This window comes from Streptomyces sp. NPDC046866, from assembly GCF_040704625.1.
Classification (GTDB): Bacteria; Actinomycetota; Actinomycetes; order Streptomycetales; family Streptomycetaceae; genus Streptomyces.
Genome location: NZ_JBEYXN010000035.1, coordinates 1 through 26,875 on the forward strand (window position 1 = coordinate 1; position 26,875 = coordinate 26,875).

Annotated in this window: 19 protein-coding genes and 1 pseudogene; 9 read left to right on the plus strand and 11 right to left on the minus strand. The window is 75.5% G+C overall.

Annotated elements, in window-relative coordinates; genetic code table 11:
- Positions 1-198 precede the first annotated feature (198 nt).
- Positions 199-708: an NUDIX domain-containing protein gene (locus AB0953_RS32240; RefSeq protein ID WP_366863130.1), complete on the minus strand. Its 510-nt coding sequence runs from the start codon at positions 706-708 to the stop codon at positions 199-201.
- A gap of 11 nt (positions 709-719) precedes the next feature.
- Here AB0953_RS32240 and AB0953_RS32245 point away from each other — a divergent pair, with 11 nt between their 5' ends.
- The 3 genes and pseudogenes from AB0953_RS32245 to AB0953_RS32255 all read left to right on the plus strand — a co-directional run bounded on the left by AB0953_RS32245 (position 720) and on the right by AB0953_RS32255 (position 3,293).
- On the plus strand, positions 720-1,430 hold the full coding sequence (locus AB0953_RS32245; RefSeq protein WP_366863131.1) for a M15 family metallopeptidase: 711 nt from the start codon (positions 720-722) through the stop codon (positions 1,428-1,430).
- A gap of 118 nt (positions 1,431-1,548) precedes the next feature.
- Positions 1,549-2,001 (plus strand): annotated as a pseudogene (locus AB0953_RS32250) (zinc ribbon domain-containing protein); the annotation flags it as partial.
- Between the two features lie 86 nt (positions 2,002-2,087).
- Positions 2,088-3,293: a lipid-transfer protein gene (locus tag AB0953_RS32255; RefSeq protein WP_366863132.1), complete on the plus strand. Its 1,206-nt coding sequence runs from the start codon at positions 2,088-2,090 to the stop codon at positions 3,291-3,293.
- Positions 3,294-3,530: 237 nt separating this feature from the next.
- Here the strand turns inward: AB0953_RS32255 and AB0953_RS32260 are convergent, their stop codons facing one another.
- From AB0953_RS32260 to AB0953_RS32275, 4 genes are all read right to left on the minus strand, one after another.
- On the minus strand, positions 3,531-4,157 hold the full coding sequence (locus AB0953_RS32260) for an ATP/GTP-binding protein (protein WP_366863133.1): 627 nt from the start codon (positions 4,155-4,157) through the stop codon (positions 3,531-3,533).
- Positions 4,138-4,476, minus strand: coding sequence for a DUF742 domain-containing protein (locus AB0953_RS32265; protein ID WP_366863166.1), 339 nt, complete (start codon positions 4,474-4,476; stop codon positions 4,138-4,140). The genes AB0953_RS32260 and AB0953_RS32265 overlap by 20 nt, the downstream gene beginning before the upstream one ends.
- A 190-nt stretch (positions 4,477-4,666) precedes the next feature.
- Positions 4,667-5,101, minus strand: a complete 435-nt coding sequence (locus tag AB0953_RS32270; protein WP_362177105.1) for a roadblock/LC7 domain-containing protein — start codon at positions 5,099-5,101, stop codon at positions 4,667-4,669.
- Positions 5,098-7,935 carry a nitrate- and nitrite sensing domain-containing protein gene (locus AB0953_RS32275; protein ID WP_366863134.1) on the minus strand — a complete coding sequence of 946 codons (2,838 nt, stop codon included), beginning with the start codon at positions 7,933-7,935 and terminating at the stop codon, positions 5,098-5,100. Before AB0953_RS32275 ends, AB0953_RS32270 begins: the two co-directional genes overlap by 4 nt.
- Before the next feature lie 445 nt (positions 7,936-8,380).
- Between AB0953_RS32275 and AB0953_RS32280 the strand changes: the two genes are divergently transcribed.
- Positions 8,381-9,004, plus strand: coding sequence for a hypothetical protein (locus AB0953_RS32280; protein ID WP_366863135.1), 624 nt, complete (start codon positions 8,381-8,383; stop codon positions 9,002-9,004).
- A gap of 55 nt (positions 9,005-9,059) precedes the next feature.
- Here the strand turns inward: AB0953_RS32280 and AB0953_RS32285 are convergent, their stop codons facing one another.
- The 3 genes from AB0953_RS32285 to AB0953_RS32295 form a co-directional block, all read right to left on the minus strand.
- The gene (locus AB0953_RS32285; RefSeq protein WP_366863136.1) at positions 9,060-13,748 is read right to left on the minus strand and encodes a hypothetical protein; all 4,689 of its coding nucleotides are present in this window, start codon (positions 13,746-13,748) and stop codon (positions 9,060-9,062) included.
- A 90-nt stretch (positions 13,749-13,838) separates the two neighbouring features.
- Entirely contained in the window at positions 13,839-14,735 is an 897-nt protein-coding gene (locus AB0953_RS32290; protein ID WP_366863137.1) for a hypothetical protein, read from the minus strand.
- Between the two features lie 124 nt (positions 14,736-14,859).
- Complete coding sequence (locus AB0953_RS32295; RefSeq protein WP_366863138.1) at positions 14,860-16,365, minus strand: hypothetical protein; 1,506 nt, start codon at positions 16,363-16,365, stop codon at positions 14,860-14,862.
- 163 nt (positions 16,366-16,528) lie between these two features.
- Between AB0953_RS32295 and AB0953_RS32300 the strand changes: the two genes are divergently transcribed.
- From AB0953_RS32300 to AB0953_RS32310, 3 genes are read left to right on the plus strand one after another with little or no spacing between them, the layout of a single operon-like run.
- On the plus strand, positions 16,529-17,296 hold the full coding sequence (locus tag AB0953_RS32300) for a 5-oxoprolinase subunit PxpA (protein WP_366863167.1): 768 nt from the start codon (positions 16,529-16,531) through the stop codon (positions 17,294-17,296).
- Entirely contained in the window at positions 17,293-17,925 is a 633-nt protein-coding gene (locus AB0953_RS32305) for an allophanate hydrolase subunit 1 (protein ID WP_366863139.1), read from the plus strand. The genes AB0953_RS32300 and AB0953_RS32305 overlap by 4 nt, the downstream gene beginning before the upstream one ends.
- Positions 17,922-18,827, plus strand: a complete 906-nt coding sequence (locus AB0953_RS32310; RefSeq protein WP_366863140.1) for a biotin-dependent carboxyltransferase family protein — start codon at positions 17,922-17,924, stop codon at positions 18,825-18,827. Before AB0953_RS32305 ends, AB0953_RS32310 begins: the two co-directional genes overlap by 4 nt.
- A gap of 1,849 nt (positions 18,828-20,676) precedes the next feature.
- Here the strand turns inward: AB0953_RS32310 and AB0953_RS32315 are convergent.
- On the minus strand, positions 20,677-22,074 hold the full coding sequence (locus AB0953_RS32315) for a HEAT repeat domain-containing protein (protein WP_366863141.1): 1,398 nt from the start codon (positions 22,072-22,074) through the stop codon (positions 20,677-20,679).
- Positions 22,075-22,439: 365 nt separating this feature from the next.
- Positions 22,440-22,871: an ankyrin repeat domain-containing protein gene (locus tag AB0953_RS32320; protein WP_366863142.1), complete on the minus strand. Its 432-nt coding sequence runs from the start codon at positions 22,869-22,871 to the stop codon at positions 22,440-22,442.
- Positions 22,872-23,218: 347 nt separating this feature from the next.
- Between AB0953_RS32320 and AB0953_RS32325 the strand changes: the two genes are divergently transcribed.
- Positions 23,219-23,413 (plus strand): hypothetical protein, encoded by a 195-nt coding sequence (locus AB0953_RS32325; protein ID WP_361913771.1) that lies wholly within the window; start codon positions 23,219-23,221, stop codon positions 23,411-23,413.
- 42 nt (positions 23,414-23,455) lie between these two features.
- Positions 23,456-25,084: a hypothetical protein gene (locus AB0953_RS32330; RefSeq protein ID WP_366863143.1), complete on the plus strand. Its 1,629-nt coding sequence runs from the start codon at positions 23,456-23,458 to the stop codon at positions 25,082-25,084.
- Between the two features lie 244 nt (positions 25,085-25,328).
- Here the strand turns inward: AB0953_RS32330 and AB0953_RS32335 are convergent, their stop codons facing one another.
- Entirely contained in the window at positions 25,329-26,831 is a 1,503-nt protein-coding gene (locus AB0953_RS32335) for a PLP-dependent aminotransferase family protein (RefSeq protein WP_366863144.1), read from the minus strand.
- Positions 26,832-26,875 lie beyond the last annotated feature (44 nt).

Here is a 26,875-nt window from a genome sequence, read left to right on the forward strand (position 1 = left end):
TCGCGAAGCGACGCGACCGCAGGGAGCGCCCTTGACGGGCCGGCGCGAACCGAAAGGACAATGGGCGGCCGGGACGCCCCCGGACACCCACCGACCCCGCCCCACCGTGACCCGCCCCTCCTAGGCACCGCCCAGCAGGGCCACCCCGCCCCACCGTGACCCCGCCCCCAGCCCCCGCCCGGCAGCGCGCCGCCGCCCTTACCCGTACAGTCCCGCGAACCACCCCGCCACAGCCCTCGTGTGCAGGGGGAAGGCGAGCTCCGTCGGGCCGTGCAGCACGTGCCAGCCCGTGGTTTCGTCCGTGGCGGCCGACGGGGGAAGAGAGGCCAGCGGGCGTGTCGGCAGGAGGCCGAAGAGGAGCAGGTGGCCCGCCGGGGAGCTCATCGCGTCGGCCAGGGTGACCTCGGCCGCCGGGGCGTGGATGCCCGTCTCCTCGCGCAGCTCCCGTACGACCGCCTCCCGCCAGTCCTCGCCGAAGTCCATGAAGCCGCCCGGCAGGGCGATTCCGCCCCGGGCCGGCACGATGGTGCGGGTGATCACCACGAGCCCCGTGCCGGACCCGTCCTCGACGGGGAGCAGGGTGACGGCGACCGGGAGCGGGTTGCGGTAGGTGACCGCGCCGCAGGAGCCGCACGTACGCGGCCAGTCGGTGGTGTCGAACAGCACTCCGCAGGTGGAGCAGTGCGAGTCCCTCACGTGTGCCGGCATGCGGCGATGGTATGCCAAGGCACATGCGGATGACGGTGGTTGCAGGGTGTGCGGCGCTGCTGCTCGGCGGGTCGTCGGGGCCTGTGGGATCGGCACGCCCCGGGTTCACGGCGCTGGCGGATGTGGATCCGAGCATCGCGCAGGACATCCGGTACGCGGGCGAGCACAACTTCACGGGCGGGGTCGTCGACGGGTACGAGGAGCCCGTGTGCCTGCTGGCCCGGCCCGCGGCGGAGGCGTTGCGCCGGGCGCAGCGGGTGCTGCTGAGGCGCGGGTACGCGCTGCTGGTCTACGACTGCTACCGGCCGCAGCGCGCCGTGGACCGGTTCGTGCGGTGGGCTGCGGATGAGGGCGATCAGCGGACGAAGGCGGAGTTCTATCCGGACGTCGACAAGGGGCGGCTGATTCCGGAGGGGTACATCGCGGCGAAGTCCGGTCACAGCCGCGGCAGCACGGTGGACGTGACGATGACGCGGCTGCCGTTGCGGCGATCCGTGGACATGGGGACGGCGTTCGACCGGTTCGATCCGCTCTCCCACACGGACGATCCGCGGATCACGGGGGCGGCGCGGGCCAATCGGCGGTTGCTGGTGCGGGTGCTGGGGGCGGAGGGGTTCGTGAACCTGCCGGAGGAGTGGTGGCACTTCACCTACAAGCCGGAGGCGTTCCCCGACACATACTTCGATTTCCCGGTGGCCGTGGCGTCCGTGCGGCGGCCTTGAGAGGTGGCCTGGTGGGGTCGGGCGTACGCAGGCGCGAGTGCCGCACCGAACCCGTGGCCGGTGCGGGCGCACCGTGGCAGACTTCTGACGGATCGTCAGACACTGCTCGGGAGGGGCCTTGGAACGCACACGTACACCCGTCGTGAGCGGGTGGTTCACCGAAGACGACGCGGGCCGCGCGCAGGGCGGGTTCCGCCTGCTCGGCACCCGCTGCTCCGCCTGCTCCGCGGTGTTCTTCCCCCGCGAGGACGCGTACTGCCGCAACCCCCACTGCGCCGGCGACGGCCGGCTGGAGGAGGTCCCGCTGTCCCCGCGGGGCCGGGTGTGGTCCTACACCGACGGGCGCTACCGGCCGCCCGCGCCGTACGTGTCGGATCCGGACGCGCCGTGGGAGCCGTACACGCTGGTCGCGGTGGAGCTCCCGGCCGAGGGGATGGTGGTGCTCGGGCAGGCGGCGCCCGGGATCACGGTGGCGGATCTCGCCGTCGGGATGGAGGTCGAGGTGGTGGGCGGGGTGCTCAACGAGACGGCCGACACCGCGTGGACGACCTGGCACTTCCGGCCGGTGGGCCCGGCCGACCCCACACGACCGGCCGACCCCGCGCGACCGGCGGACCCCGCGCACCCGACACCCCCCGCGCCCACCGGAGGCCGGTCGTGAGCACCGACGTCGCCGTTCTGGGAGCGGGCATGCACCCCTGGGGCAAGTGGGGCCGGAGTTTCGTGGCGTACGGGCGGGCGGCCGCCAAGGCCGCGCTCGCCGACGCCGGGCTGGACTGGACCGACGTGCAGTCCGTGGTGGGGGCGGACACCGTGCGCTCCGGGTACCCGGGCTACGTCGCGGGCGCGACCTTCGCGCAGGCCCTCGGCTGGCAGGGCGCGCGGGTGACCAGCGTGTACGCGGCCTGTGCCTCGGGGGCCCAGGCGATCGGGACGGCCCGCGCGCAGATCCTGGCGGGGCTGGCCGACGTCGTGCTGGTGGTCGGCGCGGATGCGGCGCCCAAGGGGTTCTTCGCCCCTGCGGGCGGGGACCGGCCGGACGATCCGGACTGGCTGCGCTTCCGTGTGCTGGGGGCGACGAACCCGGCGTACTTCGCGCTGTACGCACGCCGCCGGATGGCCGTGCACGGGGACACGCCGGAGGACTTCGCGCTGGTCAAGGTGAAGAACGCGGCGGCCGGCGCGCTCAACCCGCTGGCCCGCTACCGGTCGGCGGTGACCGCGGAGGAGGTCGCGCAGTCGGCGGTGGTGGCCGATCCGCTGCGGCTGCTCGACATCTGCGCCACCTCGGACGGCGGGGCGGCGCTGGTGCTCAGCAGCATGGAGTTCGCGCGTGCGCGCGGGGCGGCGGACCCGGTGCGGATCCGGGCGGTGTCGACGGTGACGCCGACGTATCCGCGTACGGTGCTCGACCTGCCGGACATCGCCACCGACTCGGTGACGGGCGCCGGGGCGGCGCGCGGCGCCCACCGCGCCGGCTCCTTCCGGGCGTCCATCGCCCGGGCCGCGTACGAGGAGGCCGGCCTCGGCCCGGAGGACCTCTCGCTGGCCGAGGTGTACGACCTGTCCACCGCGCTGGAGCTGGAGTGGTACGAGGACATCGGCCTGTGCGGCGCGGGCGAGGGCGCCAAGCTCGTACGGGAGGGGGCGACCGCGCTCGGCGGGCGGATCCCGGTGAACACCAGCGGCGGGCTGGCCTCCTTCGGGGAGGCGGTGCCGGCGCAGGCGATCGCGCAGGTGTGCGAGCTGACCTGGCAGTTGCGGGGTACGGCCGGGCCGCGGCAGGTGCCGGGGGCGCGGGCCGGGATCACCGCGAACCAGGGGCTGTTCGGGCACGGGTCGGCGGTCGTCGCCGTGCGGTGAGCGGGCGCCTGCTGAACAGGCGTTGTTGTGCGAACGCTTGACGGCCCCCGGCCGCAGGTTCACACTCGCTCCACAGTCTCGCGCCGCGCCCGACGCCGCGACCGAGGCCCCTGGTCCCCCCATGTGAGCCGCGGCCCGTACCCCAGTCGGCGGGGGTACGGGCCGCCTCCCGTCACGTCCGTCCCCTCGGTCAGGTCACGTCCGTCCCGTCCGCCAGGTGCCGTCCGGTCCGTCAGGTCAGGTCCCGGCCGTCAGGCTCTGCCGGCGGGCGCGGGCCAGGGACATGGCGTGCTCGACGACCCCGACCAGGACGTCCTTGACCGATTCGCGGTCGCGGGCGTCGCACAGCAGCACCGGCACCTCGGGATCGAGGTCGAGCGCCTCCCGTACGGTCACCACGGGGTGGCGTTCGGCTCCGTCGAAGCAGTTCACGGCGACCGTGAAGGGGATCTCGCGGCGCTCGAAGTAGTCCACGGCGGCGAAGCAGTCGGCGAGCCGGCGGGTGTCGGCGAGGACCACGGCGCCGAGGGCGCCCTGGGCCAGCTCGTCCCACAGGAACCAGAAGCGGTCCTGCCCCGGTGTGCCGAAGAGGTACAGCACCAGGTCCTCGCGCAGGGTGATGCGGCCGAAGTCCATCGCCACGGTGGTGGTGCTCTTGCCCTCCACTCCCCCGGTGTCGTCGATGCCGATGCCCGGCTCGGAGAGGGACTCCTCGGTCCGCAGCGGCCTGATCTCGCTGACCGCGCCGACCAGGGTGGTCTTGCCCACCCCGAAGCCGCCCGCGACGAGGATCTTCAGGGTAAGCGGCTCGACCGGCGACACGGCGTGCATGGCACCGGTGCGGCTAGAGCGCCCGAAGGCCATCGATCACCTCACGCAGAATGGATTCATCGGGCAGTTCGGCCGGCGGCACCGGCCGGGTCACGTGGACCAGTTCCTCGTCGGCCAGGTCCCCGATCAGGACCCGTACGACCCCGACCGCGAGGTCGAGTTCGGCCGCCAGCTCGGCGACGGACTGCGCCCGCCGGCGGCACAGGTCGAGGATGTGGGCGTGTTCCGGGGACAGGGTCATGTCCCAGACCGGATCGTCGGCCGCCGGCTCGGCGATGACGAGCGCGATCAGGTCGAGGCGGTGCCGGCCGGCGTGGCTGGTCCGGCCGCGGGTCATGGCGTACGGGCGCACGACCGGGCCCGCCTCGTCGTCGAACCAGTGCGGGTGCGCGGGCTGCGGCTCCTGCGCCGCGCCCGCGGCACCCGGGGCGTCGTGGACGTCCTCGCCGTGCCGGCCGTCCCGGCCGTCTTGGCTGTTCTGGATGGTGTGGCCGTCCTGGGTGTCCTGGAGGTCGTGGCCCGATTCGCTCATGCGGTACGACTCACCCTCCGGCTGGCCCGGAGCGCGGCGCGGTCGACAGGTGGTCGCCCACCCGCTTGACCATCAGGGTCATCTCGTACGCGACCTGGCCGACGTCGGAGTCGGCGTCGGAGAGCACGGCCAGGCAGCTGCCGTCGCCGGCGGCCATCACGAAGAGGAAGGCCTCGTCGAGCTCGACCACGGTCTGGCGGACGCTGCCGGAGTCGAAGTGGCGGCCGACGCCCTTGGCCAGGCTGTGGAAGCCGGAGGCCACGGCGGCCAGGTGCTCGCTGTCCTCGCGGGTCAGGTCCTTGGAGCTGCCGGTGGGCAGGCCGTCGCCGGAGAGGACCACCGCCTTGCGGATGCTGCCGACCCGGTCGACGAGCTCGTCGAGGAGCCAGTTGAGCTGGCCGGAGCCGCGGCTCCGGGTGTCGTTGCCGGTCTGCGGTGCGGTCATCGACCGTCCCCCTCGTTCTCGTTCCCGCTCGCGGGACCCGTGGCGGCGCTGGTGCCCGCCCCGGGCTCGGACTGCTGTGCGTGCTGTGGCTTCTGCGGCTGGTCGGGCTGCTGGGCCTGGTCTGCCTGGTGCTGCTCTTGCCGGTCCTGCTGTTCGCGGCCCGCCGTCCAGCCCCGCTGGAGGGCGGACATGCGCAGGCGTACGTCCTCGGCGTCGCGCTCGACCACTGCGTCCGGGGCGGCTTCGGCGGGTGCCGGGGCCGCGGCGGTCTTCAGCTGGGGCGCGAGGCTCGCCTGGCGGACGCGCTTGGGCAGCCCGCCGGGGCCGGTGGCAGTGGCCGGCCGGGGGCCCGCCGCGGGCTCGGGCGCCGGCTGCGGGACCACCGAGACGGGGCGGGGCTCGACCCGGCGCCCGTGCTCGGCGACCAGCGTCGGGGCGGGCCGGCGGCGCGGCAGCGGCACGGGCCCGGAGCCGCGGGCGGCCTCGGGGCGGGAGCCGCGGACCGCGTCGGCGCGGTGGCTCTCCAGCCGGACCGGGCCGGTGGGGGCCAGCGGCTCGCGCTCGCGGTCCCGGGTGCCCTTGCGCTCGGGGCGGGACAGGTCGGCGGGGCGCAGGCCCAGCAGGGCGCTGCGCGGGGTGCCGTGGGGCGGGGTCTCGTCGTCGAGCGTGGCCATGGCGGGGCGGCCGCCGACGCCGGAGAGGCCCGCGATGCCGGTGCCGAGCTCGTCGAGGGCGGCGGTGTCGTCGAGCCCGTCGAGGCCGAGGGCGCCGAGCGGGGCCTCGAGCTCGACCGGGCCGCGCGGGCCGCCGGCGGCCAGGGACTTCCCGGCGGAGCCGCGGTGCACGGCTGCGGCGGCGTGGGCGGGGCGCCGGCCGGCGGTGACGCTCCTGCCGTGCTTTCCGCCGTCGCCGAGGCGGGCGCCGGCCCCGTGGGTGTCGGGGGCCTCGGTGAGGAGGACGGCCGGCAGGAACACCACGGCGGTGGTGCCTCCGTACGGGCTGGGCTGGAGGACGACCTTGACGCCGTGGCGCTGGGCGAGGCGGCTGACGACGAACAGGCCGAGGCGGTCGGTGTCGGAGAGCTCGAACTCGGGGGTCTCGGCGAGGCGGAGGTTCGCGTCGAGGAGTGCTTCGGGGTTCATGCCCAGTCCGCGGTCGTGGATCTCGAGGGTGAACCCGTTGGCGACCCGTTCGCCGTGGACCTGGACGGCGGTGTGCGGGGGCGAGAAGACGGTGGCGTTCTCGAGGAGTTCGGCGACGAGGTGGGTGACGTCGGCGACGGCGGGGCCGGTGATGCCGAGGCGGGGCAGGCGGCGTACCTCGATGCGCTCGTAGTCCTCGACCTCGGCGACGGCGGCGCGGACGACGTCCATGAGCTGGACGGGCTTGCGCCACTGGCGGGAGGGGGCGGCGCCGGAGAGGATCACGAGGCCTTCGGCGTGGCGGCGCATGCGGGTGGTCATGTGGTCGAGGCGGAAGAGGTCGGCGAGCTCTTCCGCGTCCTCGGTGCGCCGCTCCATGGTGTCGAGCAGGGTGAGCTGGCGGTGCAGCAGGACCTGGTTGCGGCGGGCGAGGTTGACGAAGACCTCGGAGACGCCCTTGCGGAGTTCGGCCTGCTTGACGGCGGCTTCGACGGCGGCGCGCTGGAGGGTGTTGAGGGCCTGGCCGACCTGGCCGACCTCGTCCTTCTCGTACTCCAGGCGGGGGGCCTCGGTCTCGACGTCGACGTGCTCGCCGGCGGCGAGGCGGCGCATGACCGCGGGCAGGCGGACGCCGGAGACCTCGTGGGCCTCCTTGCGCAGCCGGGAGAGGTCGCGGATGAGGTCGCGGCCGATGCGCACGGACATCACGAGGGAGACGGCGAGGGCGATGAAGCCGAGGACGCCGGCGAGGGCGGCCTGGAGGAGGACGTCCATGGCCACGGGTTCGACGCGCTTCTGGTAGCGGTCGCCGGCGGCGGTGCCCATGGCGGCGAGGTCGTCGAGGACCTTGTTCGCTGCCTCGTCCCACTGGGCGGCGGTGAGGGTGCGCGGGTTCTTGCCGGGGCCGCCGGCGAGGAAGCGTTCCTCCGCGTCCCGCAGGGGTTTGGTCTCGGGGCCGTTCCAGTACTGCTCGAAGAGGGCGCGGTCGGCGCCGGGGAGGATCGCGAGGTTGAACTCGTAGAGCAGGGTGCGGTTGGCGGCGAAGTCGGAGACGTGCCGGATGTCGGTGGCGCTCACGTTGCGGGCGGCGAGGGCCGCGGCGATGACGGCGTCCTCGCGGGAGAGGGTCTCGCGGGCGCGGGTGATGCCGACGAGTGCGCGGCCCTGCTTGTCCATCTCCACGTTCTCGAGGGCGTGGAGGTTCATGAGGAACTCGTAGCAGGGGTCCACGAGCCGGCTGTAGAGGTCGAGCGCCTGGTTGGGGTCGAGGGTGCTCTGGTCGACGGAGCGGCGCAGGGTGCCGATGCCGTGGAAGGCGTCGAGGATGGAGTTCAGGCGCTGGGCGGCGGCGGGGCTGAGCTCTTCGACGACCTCGGGGTCCTTGGCGCTCTTGCTGATCTTGTCGATGAGCTCGTCGGTGGCGGTGCGGCGCTTGGTCAGCTCGGTGGTGGCGGTGGAGGCGCGGGGGTCGCCGAGGACGACGAGGGTCTGGCGGCGTTCCTTCTGGATGACGCGGACGGCGTCCTCGATGGGGTAGCCGACCTTGTCGATGACGTAGGCCACGTCGAGGAGTTGGACGGCTTCGCGGCCGGTGATGACGGTGGCGAAGCTCCACAGGGCGGTGAGGGAGACGAGCGGCACGAGTAGCAGCGCCACGATCTTCCGGCGGATCGACTTCCCGCGAAAGCGCATGGCCTCCCCAGCCTCCCCCAGCTCAACCCCTTTGCCCGGGGTTGGAGTTCCGTCATTTAAACGGCGTGAGCCTACTACTGCCACGGAGCGGCTTCGAAGACGTGTCCGGACGTTTTCGGCCGGACGCCCCGGCGAAGATCACGAGTTGTCCGATACATCCGGTCAAGTGCGGCCCCTTATGTGGCACATGACACGTCGTGGGGCGTCCGTCCCTGCAATGCGATGGATGGCTGGAATTCTTCGTTCCGCGGCGGACGGGGGTGCGGGAGGAGTCCGCATTGCGGGAATCTCGCGGGAATCTCGCGGGAATCTCTCGGCGCCGTCGCACGTCTACCTGTTCGAGGGGATGCGTCGGGCGGAGTCGTTCGGCCGGGAGGCCGGGTAGGCCGGGTGCGGCCGGGTAGACGGGTAGAGGTCCGGCAGTGCGGAGGGGAGGGAGCGTGCCGTGGGTGTGACGGGGATGTACGGGGACGCCGGCGCGGAGGCGGAGGCGCAGACGGCGGGGAAGGCGCAGGCGGCGCGGAAGGCGCTGGCGGCGCGGAACGCGGAGGCGGGCGCGGGCCGCGGTGCGGGTGGCGGAGGCCCGCAGGAGGGTGCGGGGAGCGCGGGTGTGCGGCGGTCGCTGTGGCAGGAGGAGCCGGCCCGGCGGCGAAGGCTGCCGGATCCGGTCCGGGAGTCGGCGGTGCGGGCGGTGCTGATCGTCGCCGTCACGCTGACCGAGGCGACGATCGCCTTCTTCCTGGTGCTCACCGGCTCCTGGCTCGCCTTCCCGATGGGGCTCGGCGCCATAGCGGGGACCGTGGTGGCCACCTGGGGCGTGCTGGACGTGCTGATCACCCGCCAGATGTGGAACCAGCGCAACGGTGTGCTGTCGGAGCCGAGCAGCACCGCGCGCAGCCTGCGCCGCGAGACCCGGCGGGTCCGCCGGGAGGCCCGGACCGCTGCGGACGGCCGGGTGGGCCGAATACCGCGGGGCGGTGCGAGCGGCCCCGGCGGGCGGCCGGCCGTGTGGCCTCCGGCCCCGGCGGGCGCGGACGGGCGCTACGGGGCGGGTTCCGGCCGCCGCTGAGCTCTCCGCGCGGCCCGGGGACGGGCCGCGCGGAGAAGGGTCGGGCGGAGACGGGTCAGGCGCTCGTGGTGGAGCGGCGGAACATGCGGGTGGCCGTGATCTCGCCGTGGATGGTCTCGCCCTCGGCGGACTGCTGGGGCAGACCGGGGCGCAGGTGCTCCTCGACGCTGATGTACTTCAGGCCCGCCCGCAGGTCGGCGTCGTTGCGCAGCCGGATCACCAGCGGGAACTCCGCCAGCGCCGTGGTGTCGAACAGGCCCGTGGTGTACAGGAGCTGGACGCCGAGGGCGTCCGAGACGGCCCGCTGGAGCTCCAGCAGGTAGGTGGCGTTGGCGCGCCCGATGGGGTTGTCGAGGAACAGGGTGCCCGCGTGGCGGTGCTTGTCGCGGCCGCGATCGTTGCTGCGCAGGGCCGCCATCGTGCAGTAGAGGGCGATGGCGGCGGTCAGCAGCTGCCCGCCGGAGAAGACGTCGCCCATCTGGCCGACGGGGACCCGCTCGGCGCGCAGCACCGCGTCCGGCTTGAGGATCTCCACCGAGACGCCCTTCGGCTCGAGGGCCGCCTGTACGCCGCGCAGCAGCAGGGACATGCCGTCGCGCCGGCCCTCGCCGAAGGAGGAGCCGCCGTTCTTCTTCACGGCGGTGCGGGTCGCGTCGTCGATGACCTCGCCGAGGCGTTCGGTGAGGGTGGCCTGGTCGGGCTCCTCGAAGTGGATGCGCAGGAACTCCTGGCCCGACCATTCGCCGAGGCCCTCCGGCAGGCGGGAGAGCCGCTGGGCGGAGCGGAGGGTGGCCAGGGCGGATTCGACCAGCCCGCGCAGCCGGTCGACGATGCTGTCGCGGTTGCGTTCCAGCTGGGCGAGCTCGTCGGTGAGGACGCGCAGGCGGGGCGCGAAGGCCGCTGCCCAGGCCGCGGCGTGCTCGGGCAGCGCGGAGGCGGGCAGTTCGCGGATCTGCTGGCGGGCGGGGGTGCGTACCTGCTCGTAGCGGGTGGCGTTGGCGTGGCGGACGAGGATGTCGCTGGCCTCGCGGACGGCGGCTTCGGCGCCCGAGAGGTCGGCCGCGCAGCCGCGCAGGGAGCGGCGCGTCTCGGCGGCGGACTGCCGGGCCTCCTCCAGGGTGCCCGGGTAGGGGGCCGGCTCCTGCTCCTCCTCCTGCGGGGCGTGGTCGCGCAGCAGGTCGCGCAGGAGGGCGGCGGTCTCGTCGAAGCCGCCGGCGCCGTCCTCGGCGGTGCGGTGGGCGCGCAGCAGGTCGGCGTGGGCGGCCCGGGCGGTCTCCACGGCCGCGGTGTGGGCGGCGAGCTGGGCGGTGGCGGTGCGCAGGAGGGCCTGGGCGTGGTCGACGTGCTCGGGGACGAGGTCCTCCGGCAGCTCGGTGTGGGCCTCGCCCTCGGCGGGGGCGTGGCGCTCGGCCTCGCCGCGCAGTCGGCCGAGCTGCTCGCTGGCGGCGGAGGCGCGGGTCTCCAGCATCTGTACGAGGGCCTCGGCGCGGGCGGCGGCGGCCTGGCGGGAGGGGCCGTCCGCTCCGTCGGTGCCTTCCAGGAGCTGGGCGGCGCGGGTGCGGACCTTGTTGGTGAGCCGGTCGAGCTCGGCGAGGGCGGCGCTCTCCTCACCTTCGGCGCGGGCCTGGTCGGCGCGGAGGTCGGCGCCGACGCCGACCTTCTCGTAGAGCTGGGAGGCGGCCCGGTAGGCCTCGCGGAGGTCGGGCAGCGGACGGTGTGCGGCCGCGGCGGCATCGTCCTCGGGGAGGGCTTCGGGGGCGCCGGCGATCTCGGCGCGCTCGGCGCGCAGGGCGCGGGCGGTGCGGCGGGCGTCGTCGGCGGCGCGCTGGGCGGCGCGGCGGTCCTCGTCGGCGGCCCGGGCGCGGGCCAGGCAGGCCTCGGCGCGGGCCTCGGACTCGGCGGCTTCGTCGGCGAGTTCGCGGACCCGGGCCTGCCAGCCGGCGCGCTCGCGCAGGCGGAAGGCGAGACCGGCGAGGGCGTCGGCGGCGCGGCGGGCGCGCTGGGCGGCGTCCTGGCGCTCGTCGCGGACGCGGGTGGCGTCGGCGGCGGCCTCGTCGGCCTCGGCGCGGGCGGTACGGGCCTCGGCGAGTTCGGCGTCGGCCTCCTCGGCGAAGGCGCGGGCGGCCTCGGCCTGCCGGGCCAGCTCGGCGAGGCGGCCGGGCGGGCAGCCGGTGCGCCAGGAGGCGAGCCGGGCGGCGAGTTCGCGGTCTCCGGCGAGGCGGGCGGCCAGCTCGCGGATCTCGGCGTCGCGGGCGGTGGCGCGGGTGCGCAGCGCCTGGCGCTCCTCGTCGGCGGCGTGCTCGTCGTGCATGGCCGGGTTCGGCGGGACGATGAAGATCCCGGAGGCTCCGGCGTCGGCCGCGTCGGCGGGCGGCACGGGGGCGAGGAGGGCGGCGGCGGTGCCGACGGCGACGGTGGAGCGGGGCAGCAGGGCGGCGCCGCTGAGGACCTCGCGGGCACGGGAGTGGGTGTCGGGGTCGGTGATGACGACGCCGTCGACGAGTTCGGGGCGGGCCGCGAGGACGGCGGCGTGGTCGGCGGGGTCGACGGACTGGGCGAGGTAGCGCCAGCCGGGCAGGGCCGGGATGCCGTGCTCGCCGAGGTACTCGACGGTGGCGAGGACGTCGGGGCCGGGCGGCAGGAGCCCGCCGTCGCCGAGGGCGCCGAGGATGCGGGCGTCGTCGGCGGCGGCGGTGCGCAGGTCGAAGAGCTGGCGTTCGGCGGAGGTGACGGCGTCGCCGAGCAGCCTGCGCAGCTCGTCGGCGCCGCGGTCGAGGTCCTCGGCGGTCAGCGCGCCGGCAGGGGTCGCGGGGGCGGGGCCGGCGGGGGCGCCGTCGCCCTCGGCGCGCGGGTGCGGGACGCGGCCCGTGGAGGCGGGGGCCTCGGCCGGCGCCGGGGCCGACGGCAGGCCGAGGAGTTCGGCCAGGCGGGGGGAGGCGGCCAGCGAGGCGGCGGCCTGCTGCTCCGCGGCGTGGGCGGCTTCGGCGGCGTCGGCCGCGTCCGCGGCGCGGGCGGCGGTGAGTTCGGCGCGGGACTCCGCGGCGGCGGCTTCCCGGGCGGCGTCGGTGGCGGCGCGGGCGGCCTCGCGGGCCTCGTCCCAGGCGGCCACGGCGGCGGTTTCGGCGTCGCTGGCGGCCAGCGCGGCGCGGGCGGGGTCGGCGTCGGGCGCGGAGTCGTCGAGCCAGCCGGCGCGGACGGCCTCGGCGGTCTCCTGCTGGACCTCGGCGAGCCGGGCCCGCAGGTGTTCGGCCTCGCTGCGGGCGCGCTGGGCGGCGGTCGCGGCGGCGGTGGCGTCGCGGTGGGCGTCCTCGCCCGCGGCCTGGAGGGCGGCGGAGCGCTCCTCCTCCTCGTTGGCCACGCGCTCGCCGTCCTCCGCTGCGGTGTGCAGGGCGCGTACGAGGGCTGCGGCGGCCGTGGCGCGGGCGGCGAGGGCCGGGGCGGCGTCCCGTTCGGCCTCCAGGATCGCGGCGGCGACCCGGGCGGAGCGGTCGGCGGCGGCCCGGTGGCGCAGCACGATCTCGGCGGCCTGCCAGGCGGCGTGCAGGGTGCGGGCTTCGAGGAGTTCGCGGCGCTGCGCGGCGGCGGCCTTGTCGGCGACGGCCAGGGCCAGGGAGGCGTGCCGGTAGGCGAGTTCGGCGGAGACGGCGGCGCTGCGCTCGCGGGCGGCCTCGGCGGCGGTGACGGCGTGGGCGGCGCCGGTGACGCGCTGGGCGAGCTCGGCGGCCCGGCCGCGCTCCTCGGCGGCGCGGGCGGAGAGCCGGCGGGCGAGGGTGCGGGTGCGGCGCTCGGCCCCGGCGTGGACGTCGCGGAGCCGGGACCGGGTCGCGGCGGCCTCGACGATCCGGTTCAGGAGGTCCACGGAGCCGGCGGTGAAGTCGCGTTCGGCCATGAGCTCGGCGCGCCGGCCGAGCTTGTTGCCGAAGCCGTGGACGAGGTCGGCGAGGCCGTCGGTGTCGCGGGTGTCGGTGACGGCGCGCAGCAGCAGGTCGGTGAAGTCGGAGTCCTTCTTCACGGCGAAGAGGCCGGCCGCCTCGCCCTCGTCGGCGTTCATCTCGCGCTGGTAGCGGAAGAGTTCGGGGTCGAGGCCGAGCTCGGTCAGGTGCTCGTTCCAGCGGTCGTGGATCTCCTCGAAGTACACCTCGAGGTGCGGGTAGGCCTTGCCGGCCTCGGTGAGGGCGTCGCGGAAGCCCTTCATGGTGCGGCGGCGGCCCTGCGCTCCGGAGGCGCCCTCGGCGGGCGGGCGCACGGCGGTCGCCTCGGCGACGGGGAGGTTGTCCAGGCTCAGGCCGGGTCCCGGGCGGAAGGAGTACCAGGCCTCGGCGAACTTGCGCGGGTCGTTGGAGACCTGGCGGCCGCGCCATTCGCTGACCTTGCCGACGACGACGCACTCGCCGGTCTGCGTGTGCTGCCATTCCAGGGCGACGTGCCCGCAGTCGTCGGCGAGCAGGAACTTGCGCAGCACGCCCGAGCTGGCCCCGCCGAGGGTGTTGCGGTGGCCGGGGAGCATCACCGAGAAGATCAGCTTGAGCAGGACGGACTTGCCGCCGCCGTTCTCCAGGAAGAGCACGCCCGCGGGCGCGGGGCGGCGCGGCGGGCCGGTGGGCTCGTCCTCGAAGAACTCCGCCTGGGTGGGCGCCGGGTGGGGCACCGGCTCGCCGACTCCGCGCAGGTCGAGCACGGTGTCGGCGTAGCGTGCGCCGGCGGGCCCGATGGAGTAGAGGCGGATCCGGGACAGCTCGTACATGGCGGCGGGCTCTCGTGGTGTCTGGTGGTGGTACGGGAGGTGGGGGCTCGGGCGGGCGGGGCCCGGGCGGGTCGGGCTCGGCGGTGCGGCTCAGGCGTGGAAGGGCAGGCCGGCGTCGGGCGCGAGCTCCAGGTCGTCGCCCTCGGGCGGCGGGAGGAGGCTGGCGGTGCCGTCGCTGACGGGGACCACGCCGAGCTCCAGCAGTTCGGCCATGGCCGCGCTGCCCGCCATGTCGCGGACCTGGAGCTGGTAGCGGGGGGTGGTGCGGTAGGTGCCGCCGGCGTCGTCCCCGGTCCGCTGGAGGAAGCCGGAGTCGGTGAGGAAGGCGGTGGCCTTGCCGACGATGCCGGTGGTGGAGCCGGCGAGGCGGCGGGCGTCCTTGGTGGCGCCGGTCGCGCTGCGGCGGGCGTAGACGCGCCAGGCCGCCTCGAGGCCGGGGGCGTCGCTGGCCGGGTCGGTGTTCTCGCCGAGCTCCTCGGCCCGCTCCTCCAGGCGGCGGCAGGCCTGGCGGACGAAGGCGTCGACGCCGTTGACGGTGACGCGGCCGATGTAGCCGTCGTCGGCGAGGTCCTCGGGGCGGGGGAAGGCGAGGGCGGCGACGGCGAGGTGGGCGAGGCCGTGCAGGAACCGGTCGCCGGAGTCGGCCGTGGTGCGGCGGGCGTAGTCGCCCATGCGGACGGCGAAGACGGAGTCCTCCCCGGCGGCGACGGCCATGCCGGCGCGCGGCGACACCTCCAGGACGACGAGGCCGAGGCCGGTGGCGACGGCGTCGGCGAGGCGGCCGAAGGCGGGGTCCTCGCGGTAGCGGCGCAGCAGCTCGGCGTACTCGGCGTCGCGGGCGGGCAGCAGCTTGGGCTGCAGCCCGAACGCGACCAGCCGGGCCGCGTCCGCGGCGTCGGCGGGCGTCACGTGCGAGCCCGCCGGGGCCGCAGCCGACGGGGTGTCGGCCTCGCTCCACGCGGGGTGCTCGGCGTGGTGGTCGCTCACGGGTACTGCCTCTCGTGCGGTGCGGCTGCCGGGACGGACGAGCCCGGTGGGACGGGGTGCGGGGCGGGGTGCTGCGGCGCGCCGGCGCCCGGGTGCGGACGGGGTCGGCGCGGCTGCGGGGGTGTCATGCCGCCTCCGTGCGGTCCGCCGTCATGGCGGCCGCGTCCAGCAGGGCCGTGCCCACGATCAGGTCGGCGCCGCCGAACTCCGGGTCGTCGAGCTGCGTACCGTCGTCCACGGCGAACAGCAGCCGCTCCTCGCCCTGCCGGTACGCCGTGCCGACGGCCGGGCTGGCCGCGTGCACCGCCAGCAGCGCCACCAGGTACGGCAGGTCCGGGTCGCTGCGCCGGGCCTCGGCGAGCAGCCCCGACAGGCGGCGCGGGGCGTCGTGCGGCAGGTCCAGCAGCTCCATCGCGGCAGCCAGCTGCTCCTCGCTGAAGCGGCTGTCGTCGGGGGTGGCGATGAGGTCGGGCTCGGGCATCTCGGCGCCGAGGTGCTCCCGCTCCACCGGCGGGGTGAGCAGTATCTCCACCAGGTCCGCGACCCGTACGGAGACGGGCGTGCGCAGGCCGGTGCCGCGTGCGAAGAAGGCGTCGGTGACGCGGGTGGCGTCGGCGACGGGCAGCGGCAGGACCGGGGCGACCAGCTGCCCGTACAGGTCGATGCCGGAGCGCGGCGCGGGCGCGGCGAAGGCCTGGCGGTCCTGCTCGGCGCGGAACAGCGGGCCGGCGTCGAGCAGCCGGGACTGCAGCTGGGTGTGCCGGCGGATGCAGTCCTTGACGATGTCGACGAGCTCGGCGGCGCGCCGCTTGTTCTCCGGCTCCTCCGCCTCGTCGCGGGCCTTGCGGATGTTGGTGAGGATCGCGTTCTCGTGCCGGTAGCGGTCGGCGACGTGGTCGAGGGCCTCCTCGATCATGTCGGGCACGGACCGGAGCCAGTCCACGGCGCGCACGTTGCGCCGGGTCGCGTCGAGGGTGCGGCGCAGGGTCTCGGCGTACTGGACGGTGCGGTAGCGGGCCTGCTCGGCGGCGAGCTGGGCGTCCGCGAGGCGGCCGCGGCTGACCAGGACCTCCAGCTTGACCTCGGCGGCGATCTGGGCGCTGGTCACGTCGGTGTCGAGGGCGCCGACCAGCACGTTGACGGCTTCGTCGGTCGTGCGGAGGTAGACGGCGCCGCCGTACCCCGGGACCTCCTCGATCAGCTTGAAGTCGTAGTCGCGGCGCACGTAGACGCCGTCGGGGCCGAAGGTGCCGTAGATGGCGCGGAAGCCGCGGTCGACGCTGCCGACGTTGATCAGGTTCTCCAGCACCCAGCGGGCCACCCGCTCGTGCTCGGCGGCGGGCCGGTGCGGGGCCTGGGCGGCGACGCGCGGGAGCAGCCGGGCGACTATCTGCTCGTGGTCGGCGCCGGTGTCGAAGTCCATGTGGAGCGTGACCAGGTCGATCGCTGCGAGCGCGACCTCCGCCATCGCGTAGATCCCGTACTCGCCGGCGAGGTTGGCCTTGCGGACGTCGAGGTCGTGCAGGGGGGCGGTGCAGGCGAGCGCGCGCAGCCGTCGGGCCAGGCCCTCGTCGGCGGCCGGGCCCGGCGCCGGGGAGGGGATGGGCTTCGCCGGGGCAGGGAGAGTCACGGACAAAGATTAGGCGCTGACACGGACAACATCCCAAACGGCATGGTTCGGCCGGATCGGTCCGGGGCGGTGGGGACGGGTCGGGGCGGGTCGGGGCCCCGCGCGGCCGCACGGGGGTTGCCCTACGTTCTACGCTCACGCCATGGCTTCCATGATCACACCTCTGATCGATCTCAACGCCGACCTGGGTGAGGGTTTCGGGCGCTGGACCCTGACCGACGACGAGGCCCTGCTGTCCGTCGTCACGAGCGCCAACGTCGCCTGCGGCTTCCACGCCGGGGACCCGTCCATCATGCGGCGGGTCTGCGAGCTGGCCGCGCAACGGGGCGTGCGGATCGGCGCGCAGGTGTCGTACCGCGATCTGGCGGGCTTCGGGCGGCGCGCGATGGACGTGCCGGCGCAGGAGCTCGCCGACGAGGTGGCGTACCAGATCGGGGCGCTGGAGGTCTTCGCCCGTGCGGCCGGCTCCGGGGTGTCGTACGTGAAACCGCACGGTGCGCTGTACAACCGCACCGTGTACGACGCCGACCAGGCGGGCGCGGTGGTGGCCGGGATCCGCCTGGCGGCGGACGCGGCCGGGGGCGGTGACCTGCCGGTGCTGGGCCTGCCCGGGTCGCTGCTGCTGGCCGCCGCCGAGGCGGCCGGGCTGACCCCCGTACCGGAGGCCTTCGCCGACCGGGCGTACACCGCGGCCGGGACGCTGGTGCCGCGCGGCGAGCCCGGGGCGGTGGTGCACGACCCGGACGCGGTGGTCGCACGGGCGGTCGCCATGGCGGTGGAGGGCGCCGTGACCGCCGCCGACGGCTCGCGGGTGGCGGTGGCGGCCCGGTCGCTGTGCCTGCACGGGGACACGCCGGGCGCCGCGCAGCTCGCGCTGCGGGTGCGGCAGGCCCTGGCGGAGGCGGGCGTACGCGTGGAGGCCTTCGCGTGAGGGCCGTGGTGGTGGGCGGCGAGGCGGTGCTCGTCGAGCTGGACTCGGCGGCCGAGGTGGCCGCCCTCCACGCGGAGGTGCTCCGCCGGCGCGCGGCGGGCGAGCTGGGCGGTGCGGCGGGCGGCGGCGTGCGCGATGTGGTGCCGGCCGCGCGGACGGTGCTGCTGGACGGCGTACGGGAGCCCGCGGCGCTGGCCGAGCGGATCGTGCGCTGGGAGGTGCCGCCGCTGGAGGAGACGCAGGGGCCGCTGGTCACCGTCCCGGTGCGGTACGACGGGCCGGACCTCGCGGAGGTGGCCCGGCTGTGGGGCACCGCCGAGCGGGAGGTGGCGCAGGTCGTCGGCTCGGTGGTCTTCCGGGTGGCGTTCTGCGGGTTCGCGCCCGGGTTCGGGTACCTGACCGGGCTGCCGGAGCGGTTCCACCTGCCGCGCCGGGCCACGCCCCGGACGGCCGTCCCGGCCGGCTCGCTGGCCCTGGCGGGCGAGTACGCCGGGGTGTACCCGCGCTCCTCCCCCGGCGGCTGGCAGCTGATCGGGACCACGGACGCGGTGCTGTGGGACCCGCAGCGCGAGCCGGCGGCTCTGTTCGCGCCGGGGGTACGGGTGCGGTTCGAGGAGGTGGCGGGGTGAGCGGGGGCTCTGTGGCTGCGGTGACGCTGGAGGTGGTCCGGCCGGGGGCGCTGACCACGGTCCAGGACCAGGGCCGGCCCGGGTACGCACACCTCGGGGTGCCGCGGTCCGGCGCGCTGGACGCCGGAGCGTACGCCCTGGCCAACCGGCTGCTGGGCAACCCGCCGGATGCGGCCGCGCTGGAGACCACCGTGGACGGGGTCGGGCTGCGGGTGCGGGGGCCGGCCGGGACCGCGGCGACCGTGGCCGTCACGGGTGCGCCGTGTGCAGTACGGATCTCCGGTCGCCCGGTGGCCTGGGGGGCGCCGGTCCGCGTCCCGGCCGGGGCGGTGCTGGAGGTCGGCCGGGCGGAGTCGGGGGTGCGCAGCTACGTCGCCGTGCGGGGAGGCCTGGGCGTGCAGCCGGTGCTCGGCAGTCGCTCCACGGACCTGCTGTCCGGGCTGGGCCCGGCCGTACCGGTGGCGGGGACGGTGCTGCCGGTCGGCCCCGCCGGGCCGGCCCCGGTCTGCGGGGCGGACGCGCTGCGGGTGCCGGGGGCTCCGGCCGAGCTGGTGCTCCCGCTGGGGCCGGGGCCGCGGGCCGACTGGTTCGAGCCGGCTTCGCTCGCCGCGCTGTGGCGTTCGGCGTACCGGGTGTCCCCGGCATCGAACCGGATCGGCCTGCGCACCGAGGCCGGACCACCGCTGGCCCGCGCCCGGTCCGGGGAGCTCCCGAGCGAGGGGATGGTCCTGGGCGCGGTACAGGTCCCGCCGGACGGCATGCCGGTGGTGTTCCTGGCGGACCACCCGGTCACGGGCGGCTACCCGGTGGTCGGCGTGGTCCCGCCGGGCCCGGCCCTGGACGCGGCGGCCCAGGCCCGGCCGGGCACGACGGTCCGTTTCGTGAAAACCGCGGGGCGGTAGGGGGATGCGGGATGCCCGGTGAGGTCGGCTGAAGAGCGGGGCGGGGGCGGGGGCGGGGGGCGGGGTCTCGGTGGGGCGGGGTGGCCCTGCCGGGCGGTGCCTAGGAGGGGCGGGTCACGGTGGGGCGGGGTCGGTGGGTGTCCGGGGGCGTCCCGGCCGCCCATTGTCCTTTCGGGGCGCGCCGGCCCGTCAAGGGCGCTCCCTGCGGTCGCGTCGCTTCGCGATGGCCTTCGGCCACCCTTGACAGACCGGCACGACCCGAAATGCCAAAGAGCTGCCGGGAAGCCCCCGAAGGATGGCCAGGGGGAACGATTCAAGGACGGCCCTCGCCAGAGACCTCACTCCCCCGCCCCAGGTGCAGAATCCTTCCTCCCCGGATTCCCTTTCCTGCCGGGCACCGGGCATCCGGGAAGCCGAGCCCCAAGGCGCACAAATGGGGCCATCTTCGCAGCCGAGGGGGGCTCCAACCCGCACCAGACGTCAATGAGATGACCATCGGGGGCGGGGAACGCCCCAAATCGCTACGCGCTCCTCTCTTCTCGGCGACTGCCGACCGTCCGTGGCTGGTAGCGCACCAGATCGCTACGTGGCCCGGCACGTCTCAGCGACAGACGGACGTCTGGGGCTGGTGGGCGCGGCAGATCGCTACGTGGTCCGGCACGTCTCAGCGCCTGACGGCCGTCCACGGCCGGGAAGCGCCTCAGGTCGGTACTTGGTGGCTCACGCCTCGGCGCCCGGCGGCCGTCTGGAGCCGAGATGCCGCGGATTGCCGCGCAGTTCACGCAGTTCGGGGACTGACGGCCGCATTGGGCATTTTCGAGGCGCAAGCGCGCTCATTGCTCTTCTGTGGCGGCAGAGTGAAAACGTAAGGGGCGCCAGACGGAGCGTGACGTCAGGAAAGTCGTCATTCGGCTACCTGAGGGCCTCTTCGCCCCCCACAGACGGCCGACTTCCATCCGCAGAGGGTCGAAGAATCCTTCCTGCGACTCTCTCGCACGCACTCAGCCAGGCATCCGCTCTCTGGTGCGCCTATCAGTCGCGGACGGTCGTCTGACGCTGAGACGTGCCGGGCCACGTAGCGATCTGGTGCGTTACCAGCCGCAGACGGCCGTCGGACGCTGAGAAAGGAGGAGCGCGTAGCGATCTGATGCGTCTCCCCGCTCCTGGCGGCCATCTTTTCGTCGTTTCGTGCAGGTTGGAGCCCATCGGCTGCGGAGATGGATGTCTCGTGGGCCTTGGGGCTCGGCTTCCCGGATGCCCGGGGGCGGGGAGGGTGGTGGTTCCGGGAGGAAGGATTCTGCACTTCCCGACCCCGACTGTCCTCTCTGGCGAGGGCTGTCCTTCCATCGTTCCCCCTGGCCATCCTTCGGGGGCTTCCCGGCAGCTCTTTGGCATTCCGGGGTGGGCCGGTCTGTCAAGGGTGGAGCGGAGCGACATCGCGAAGCGACGCGACCGCAGGGAGCGCCCTTGATAGGCCGGCCCGCACCGGAAGGACAATGGGCGGCCGGGACGCCCCCGGGCACTCCCCGACCCGGGTTGACCGTGACCCCACCCCCAGGCACCGCCTGAGCGGACGGTGCGGGTGCAGCATGCCGGCCGCCCCCTGAGCCGCGGGGTCGTTTCCCGCTTGGGCAGCCCGGCCTCGTCTCGGCCGCCCCTGCCGGGCACGCCGCGGCCCGGGCCCCGCGCCGCCGACGGCGGCGACGGCGCCGCGATCCGGCAGGGCTTTGTCGGCCCGCCCCGCGGGAGGGTCTTCCCGTGCGCCGCGGGAGGGGTCTTCCCGCCTCGGGGCCTCCCGGCCTCCGGGCCCTCCGGGCCCCCGGCCTCCGCGCCGCCAGGCTCCTGCCCCCTACACCGCCGACTCCGGCGTGATGCGGCTGCGGACCGCCGACTGGACGTCCTCCTCCTCCGCCGGGTCCGTGGCCAGGCGGCGCAGGCGCGGGGTCACGCGGGCATCTGCGGTTTCGGCGTGGCGGGCCGCGACCTCGCGGGTGGTCTCCTCGCAGTCCCAGAGGCACTCCACCGCGAAGCCCGCCGCGAACGTCGGGTCCGTGCCCGCGAGGGCGCGGGCCGCGCGGCCGCGCAGGTGGGACGAGGCCGTCTCGCGGTAGATGTGCCGCAGTACGGGCGCCGCGCAGCCGATGGAGAGCCGGCCGGCCCCGTCGACGAGGGCGAACAGGCGCGGGGAGTCCGGGCCGGAGCCGCGGACGGTGGAGCGCAGGGCGCCCAGGACGAGCTCGGTGTCCTCGGGTCCGCCGTGGGCGGCGAGGAGCGCGGCGGCGGCTTCGCCGAGGGCGTCGGGGCGGTGGGCCCAGCTGCGGGCCCGGTCGATGGCGGCTGGGCCGCACATGCGCTCGTAGGCGGCGACGGCGGCTTCGTCGGCGGCGGCCTCGATGAGGTCGAGGACGGCCGGGTTCTCGGGTTCGGCGAGGACCAGGTGGTGCAGGGCGGTGGCGCGGGCGGCCTCTCCGTGGGCTCCGGCGGCCGCGGCGAGGATGGTGCCGCGGTCCTCGGGGGAGGCGACGGCGGCCAGGCAGCGCGCGGCGGGCACGTGCAGCGGGGTGCCGCGGCGCAAGCCGTCGGCGGCCCAGTCGAAGACGGCCTGGACGCCCCAGCCGGGCCGGGGCCCGTTGGGGGTGAGCTGGCGCTGCCAGCGGTCGAAGGAGCCCTGGCGGCGGGCGGCGGTGAGGCGTTCGCCGTACTCGGCGGTCTCCTCCCACAGGCACCAGGGCCGGGGCTCGTAGGCGTCGCGGACGGCGGCGGCCAGCCGCGCCTCACCCTCGGCGGTGGCGGGGAATCGGGCGAGGACGGGTGCGGCGAGGGACAGCAGTCCCTCGTCGTCGTCGCGCAGGGCGAGCTCGTCGAGCGCCCAGGCCCAGTTGGCTCCGGCGGCGGCGTACCTGCGCAGCAGGATGAGCGCGTCGTCGCGGCCGTAGGAGGCGAGGTGGCCGAGGACGGACAGGGCGAGGCCCGTGCGGTGTTCGCAGTCGTCGACGAGGTCGTCGGCGCTGAAGAGGTGGCTCTCGATCTCGCCCAGCGGTCCGTCGAGGTCCAGGTACAGGCGGGCGTAGTACAGGGAGCGGTTCTCTACCTGCCAGTCCTGGCGCGGGTCGCGGAGCACGCACTGGTTGAGGGCCGCGAGGGCCTCGGGCCGGGGGGCCGCCAGGGCGTGCAGGGTGCCGTCGCCGCGGCCCCGCTGGAGGAGCCCGAGCAGGGTGCCGCTTGGCGCTATGACTGGTTCGAACATGGGAATGGCCTCAAATCAAGCTGGGGACGCAACCGGGAATCGGGGTTCACAGGGCCGCGTAACAGCATGTGAGGACGTTCGCCGTTGTGTTCCGCTCGATGTAGACCATTGCCTTCTCACTCTCGTCGGTGCTTCGCGACCGGGGGCGGCCGGTTCTGCAGGGGGTGGGGCGCGGACACCCTTCGCGTCCTGCCCCCTCCTGCCCGTCCGCCGTGCTCGCGAATCGAATCCGACGCCATGATGACCCAGCCGGTTTGTGCGCCGCGACCACATTTACGGCCGCCGTGACCAACCCGTGAGGTCGGTGGCCGGTCAGAGCATGCCAGGTCACGGCCAAAAGCGGACTGTTTGGCTCCGACTGCTTGCTAGTTGGCCCCGAACAGGTCCAGCAGCTCGGCCTTGGCGAACATGCGGGCCGTGTCCACGGCGGAGGGGGTGCCGGCGTGCGGGTCGGCGCCGGCGGCGAGCAGGGCGCGGATGACGGCTTCCTCGCCCTTGAAGACGGCTCCGGCGAGCGGGGTCTGGCCGCGGTCGTTGGCGCGGTCGGCCTCGGCGCCGCGCTGGAGCAGGGCGGTGACGGTGTCGGCGTGGCCGTGGTAGGCAGCCAGCATGACGAGGGTGTCGCCGCGGTCGTTGGTGAGGTTGGCCGGGACGCCGGCGTCGAGGTACGCGGCGAGCGTCGCGGTCTCGCCCTGGCGGGCGAGGTCGAAGATCTTGGTGGCGAGCTCGATGACGTCCTCGTCGGGGGCCTCGGGGGCGTCGTGGGAGCCGTTCTCGCCGGGCTGGTGCTCGCTCATCGTTCGTACCGCCTTTCACGGGCAGGGGTGTGCACGGCTGCGTCCGTACGGGTGAATCGCCAGAGTAGCGTCCGGACCTGCACATACGGGGTGCAGGTCGAGGCAAGGATGCCGGTGGGCGCCTGGCCGGCGCCCGATCGGCGCAGGTGGGCCGCGGTGGGTCGGGGAGCGCTGCGCCGCGCGGCCGGGGCCGGGGGCGATGCCGGTGTGCGCCGGCTCCGCCAGCGGGAGTGGGCCGGTCAAGTGAATCGGAGCGGAATTCACCCGTATGCACCTTTTATCGCATTGATACTTCCTGTGAGCCTGGGACAACTGATGGTGACTGTCCCCACTCACCAGGAGAACTCATGATCCTGTCCATCTCGGGCGTCGTCCTGCTCGGCATCATCGCCTTCCTGTTCTTCAAGAAGGACGGCATGAAGCTGTCCCACGCCTTCACCTGCGCGCTCTTCGGCTTCTTCCTCGCGGGTTCCGCCATCGCTCCCAGCATCACGGCGAGCACGGCGAGCCTCGCGAGCCTGCTCGGCGGGATCAAGCTCTAGTCGCCCGCCCCTCCCGTCCCACCACAACTCCAGGAGACGCCCGTGGCCCGGCGCCCACTCCCCCGCATCCCCATCAGCGGCAGCCTGTCGCCGGCCCGGGGGCGCGAGCTTGCCCGCGCGGCAGCCGACCATGCCACGGACGTCCTCCATCCGCTGCTGGTCATCGGGCGCGGCCTGCGCGTCCTGGCGGCGGCGGGGCGGCGCCGGTGGGCCGGGACGCCCAAGGACAAGCGCGGTCCCGCGCTGTTCCTCGGCGCCGCCTGTGTCCTCGTGGTCGCGCTCGTCCCGTACGGGCCCCTGCTCGCGCTCGTCACCCTGATGGCGGCGGCGGCCTGGCGGGGCCGCGACCGCGCCCCGGTCGCGGCGGGACCCACTCCCGCCGAGACCCAGCGGCTGGGCGCGCTCTACGAGGCGCTCGTGCCGTACTTCTCGATCCCGGAGGATCCCAGCCCGCTCTTCTCCCACGGCGGGGACTGGGCCCCGGCCTTCAGCGAGTACGCGTTCGACGGCGCGGGCCGCATCACCCGGCTGCGCATCCGCTACCCCGCCTACTTCACCGACGGCGAGGCCGCCTCGCGGGCGCGCATCGAGGCCCTGCTGCACGCCAAGTCGGGGCGCGGCCGGGAGTACCTCTTCGACTGGAACGAGGAGGCCAACCAGCTGGACCTGCGGGTGCTCGCCGGGCTGCCGACGGGGATCGCCGCACAGCCGTTCGTCACCTCCCCGGGTGAGACCGTGCTCGGGTTCACCGACCCGGACGCGGTGCAGCGCACGCTGCCCGTCCTGGAGGACGGCGAGCCGCGGGACCTGCCGCCGGTGATCTGGCGCACCGGGCCGCGCTCGACGGAGCCGCACCTGCTGGCCGTGGGCCAGCCCGGCAGCGGGGCCTCGACGCTGCTGCGGTCGATCGCGCTGCAGGCGCTGGCCCACGGGGGCGACGTACTGGTCGTGGAGGGCGGGGGCGCCGGCGAGTTCTCCTGCCTGTCGGGCCGCAGCGGCGTGCTCGCCGTGGAGAGCGGGGCGGGCGGGGCGCTGGCCGCGCTGGAGTGGGCGGCGCACGAGACCCAGCGGCGGCTGATCGCCACCCACCGGGCGCGGGAGGCGGGCCGCCCGGCCCCGGAGGACACCAGGCGGCCGCTGTGGATCCTGCTGGACCGGCCCGGGGTGCTCGCGCACCTGGCCGCGGCCGAGGAGGCCCCGGACCCGCTGAGGCGGCTGCAGGTGCCGCTTCGGCACGGGCGCGCCGCGCACGTCACGGTGGCGGTGGCCGAGCAGTTCGACCACCTGGAGCTGCTGGACGAGGCGGTACGGCAGCACGCGCGGGCCCGCGTCGCGCTCGGGGCGGCCTCCGTCCGGCAGCTCACGGAGGTGCTGGGGCTGCCGCCGCACACCACCCCGACCGCGCACGTGCCGCCGGGCCGCGGGTACGTGCGGCTCGGGGCGGGCCCGGTGCACCGGCTGCAGGTGCCCGCGGCCCCGGACCCGTACGACGAGGCCGCGCGCCCGGAGGACCGCCAGGCGGTGCTGGAGCTGCTGCCCGGGCGGGCGGCGGGGATCGCGGGCGGCCCGGACCGGATCGCCCTCGGCAAGCCGCTCCAGGCCCAGCCCCCGGCCCAGGGGCCCCCGGTCGACGCGAACGCCCTGCCGGAGATCGCGGCCGAGGCCCAGTAGGCCCGGCCCAGGGCGGGGGTGCGGTCTTCTGGCGCCGGGTCGCGGGCCGGCCTCCATGCCTGCGCCGGGGCCGGTGGGGGTACCCGGGAACGCGCCGGCCCCCGCACCACGGCGGCCGGCCGGTGCCCGGCCGCGCCCCGGGCCCGTACCCAGCCTGTTCCGGCGGCGCCCCGGGCCCGGGCCCGTGCCTTCGCCCGACCATGGGCCCCACCGGTCCCCCGCCCAGGGCTCCCGGCCGCGGGCGTCAGGCCACGAACGTGCGCGGGGGTTCCGCGCCGCTGCTGCCCGCGCCGGTGCTGACCAGGCGGGCGGCCGCCGCGAGGCGGGCCGCGGCTTCGTCGGCCACCGGGCCGCCGACGGTGAAGGGCAGGCGGACGTAGCCCTCGAAGGCCCCGTCGACGCCGAACCGCGGGCCGGAGGGGACCCGTACGCCGACCCGCTCCCCCACCTCGGCCAGCCGCGAGCCGGAGAGTCCGCCGGCCCGGGCCCACAGGGTCAGGCCGCCCTGCGGGACCTCGAAGTCCCAGTCGGGCAGCTCCCGCCGGATGGCGGCGACCAGCGCGTCGCGGTTCTCGCGGGCCTGGTCGCGGCGGATCTCCACCGCCTCCTGCCAGCCGCCGGTCCGCATCAGCCAGTTCACCGCGAGCTGCTCGAGCACGGGCGTGCCGAGGTCGGCGTAGGCCCGGGCCGCGACCAGGCTGCGGATGACGTCGGGCGCCGCGCGGACCCAGCCGATCCGCATGCCGGCCCAGAAGGCCTTGCTGGCGGAGCCGACGGTGATCACGGTGGAGCCGGCCGGGTCGAAGGAGCAGACGGGCCTCGGCATCTCCACGGCGGGATCGAGCCGGAGCTCCGCCATGGTCTCGTCGACCACGAGCACGGTGCCGGCGGACCGGGCGGCCTCGACCATGGCCCGGCGCTGCTCGGCGGTGGCGAGGGCGCCGGTGGGGTTGTGGAAGTCGGCGACGACGTAGGCGAGGCGGGGCGCGGCGTCGCGCAGCACCTGGCGCCAGGCGTTGAGGTCCCAGCCGGCGAGGCCGTCGGCCATGGCGACCGGGACGAGCCGCAGGCCGGCGGCGCGCATGAGCTGGAGGATGTTGGCGTAGGAGGGGGATTCGACGGCGATGCGCTCGCCGCGGCCGGCGAAGAGGCTGCAGATGGCGTCCATGGCGCCCATGGCCCCGGTGGTGACCATGATCTGCTCGGGCATGGTGGGGATGCCGCGCTCGTTGTAGCGGTCGGCGAGCATGCGGCGCAGGGCGGGCAGGCCGGCCGGGTAGTCGCCGTGGGTGTGCGCGTACGGCGGCAGCTCTTCGAGTGCGCCCTGCACGGCCTTGGTGAGCCAGGGCTCGGGCGCCGGGAGGGCGGCGCAGCCGAGGTCGATCATCGAGCCGAGGGATTCGGGCGGCAGGGGTTCGAGGCCGCGGGCGGGCAGCGGGTTCCCGGCGGGTACGGAGGTCCAGCTGCCGGCGCCGCGGCGGGACTCGAGGAAGCCCTCGCCGCGCAGGGCCTCGTAGGCGGCGGCGACGGTGGTGCGGGAGACGCTCAGGGCGACGGCGAGTTCGCGCTCGGCGGGCAGCCGGGCGGCGACGGGGACGCGCCCTTCGAGGACGAGCAGGCGGATGCCGTCGGCGAGCGACCGGTACGCGGGCAGCTTGCGCGCGCCGGGGATGCCGGGCCGTTCCTGTTGGGAGGTGATGAGCCGTGCGAGCTGTGCGGCGCCCACCGCCGAGGTCCACTCCGCCATGCCGTCCGGTCCACCTTCGTCGAATTGGCTCCTGGGGGCGCCGG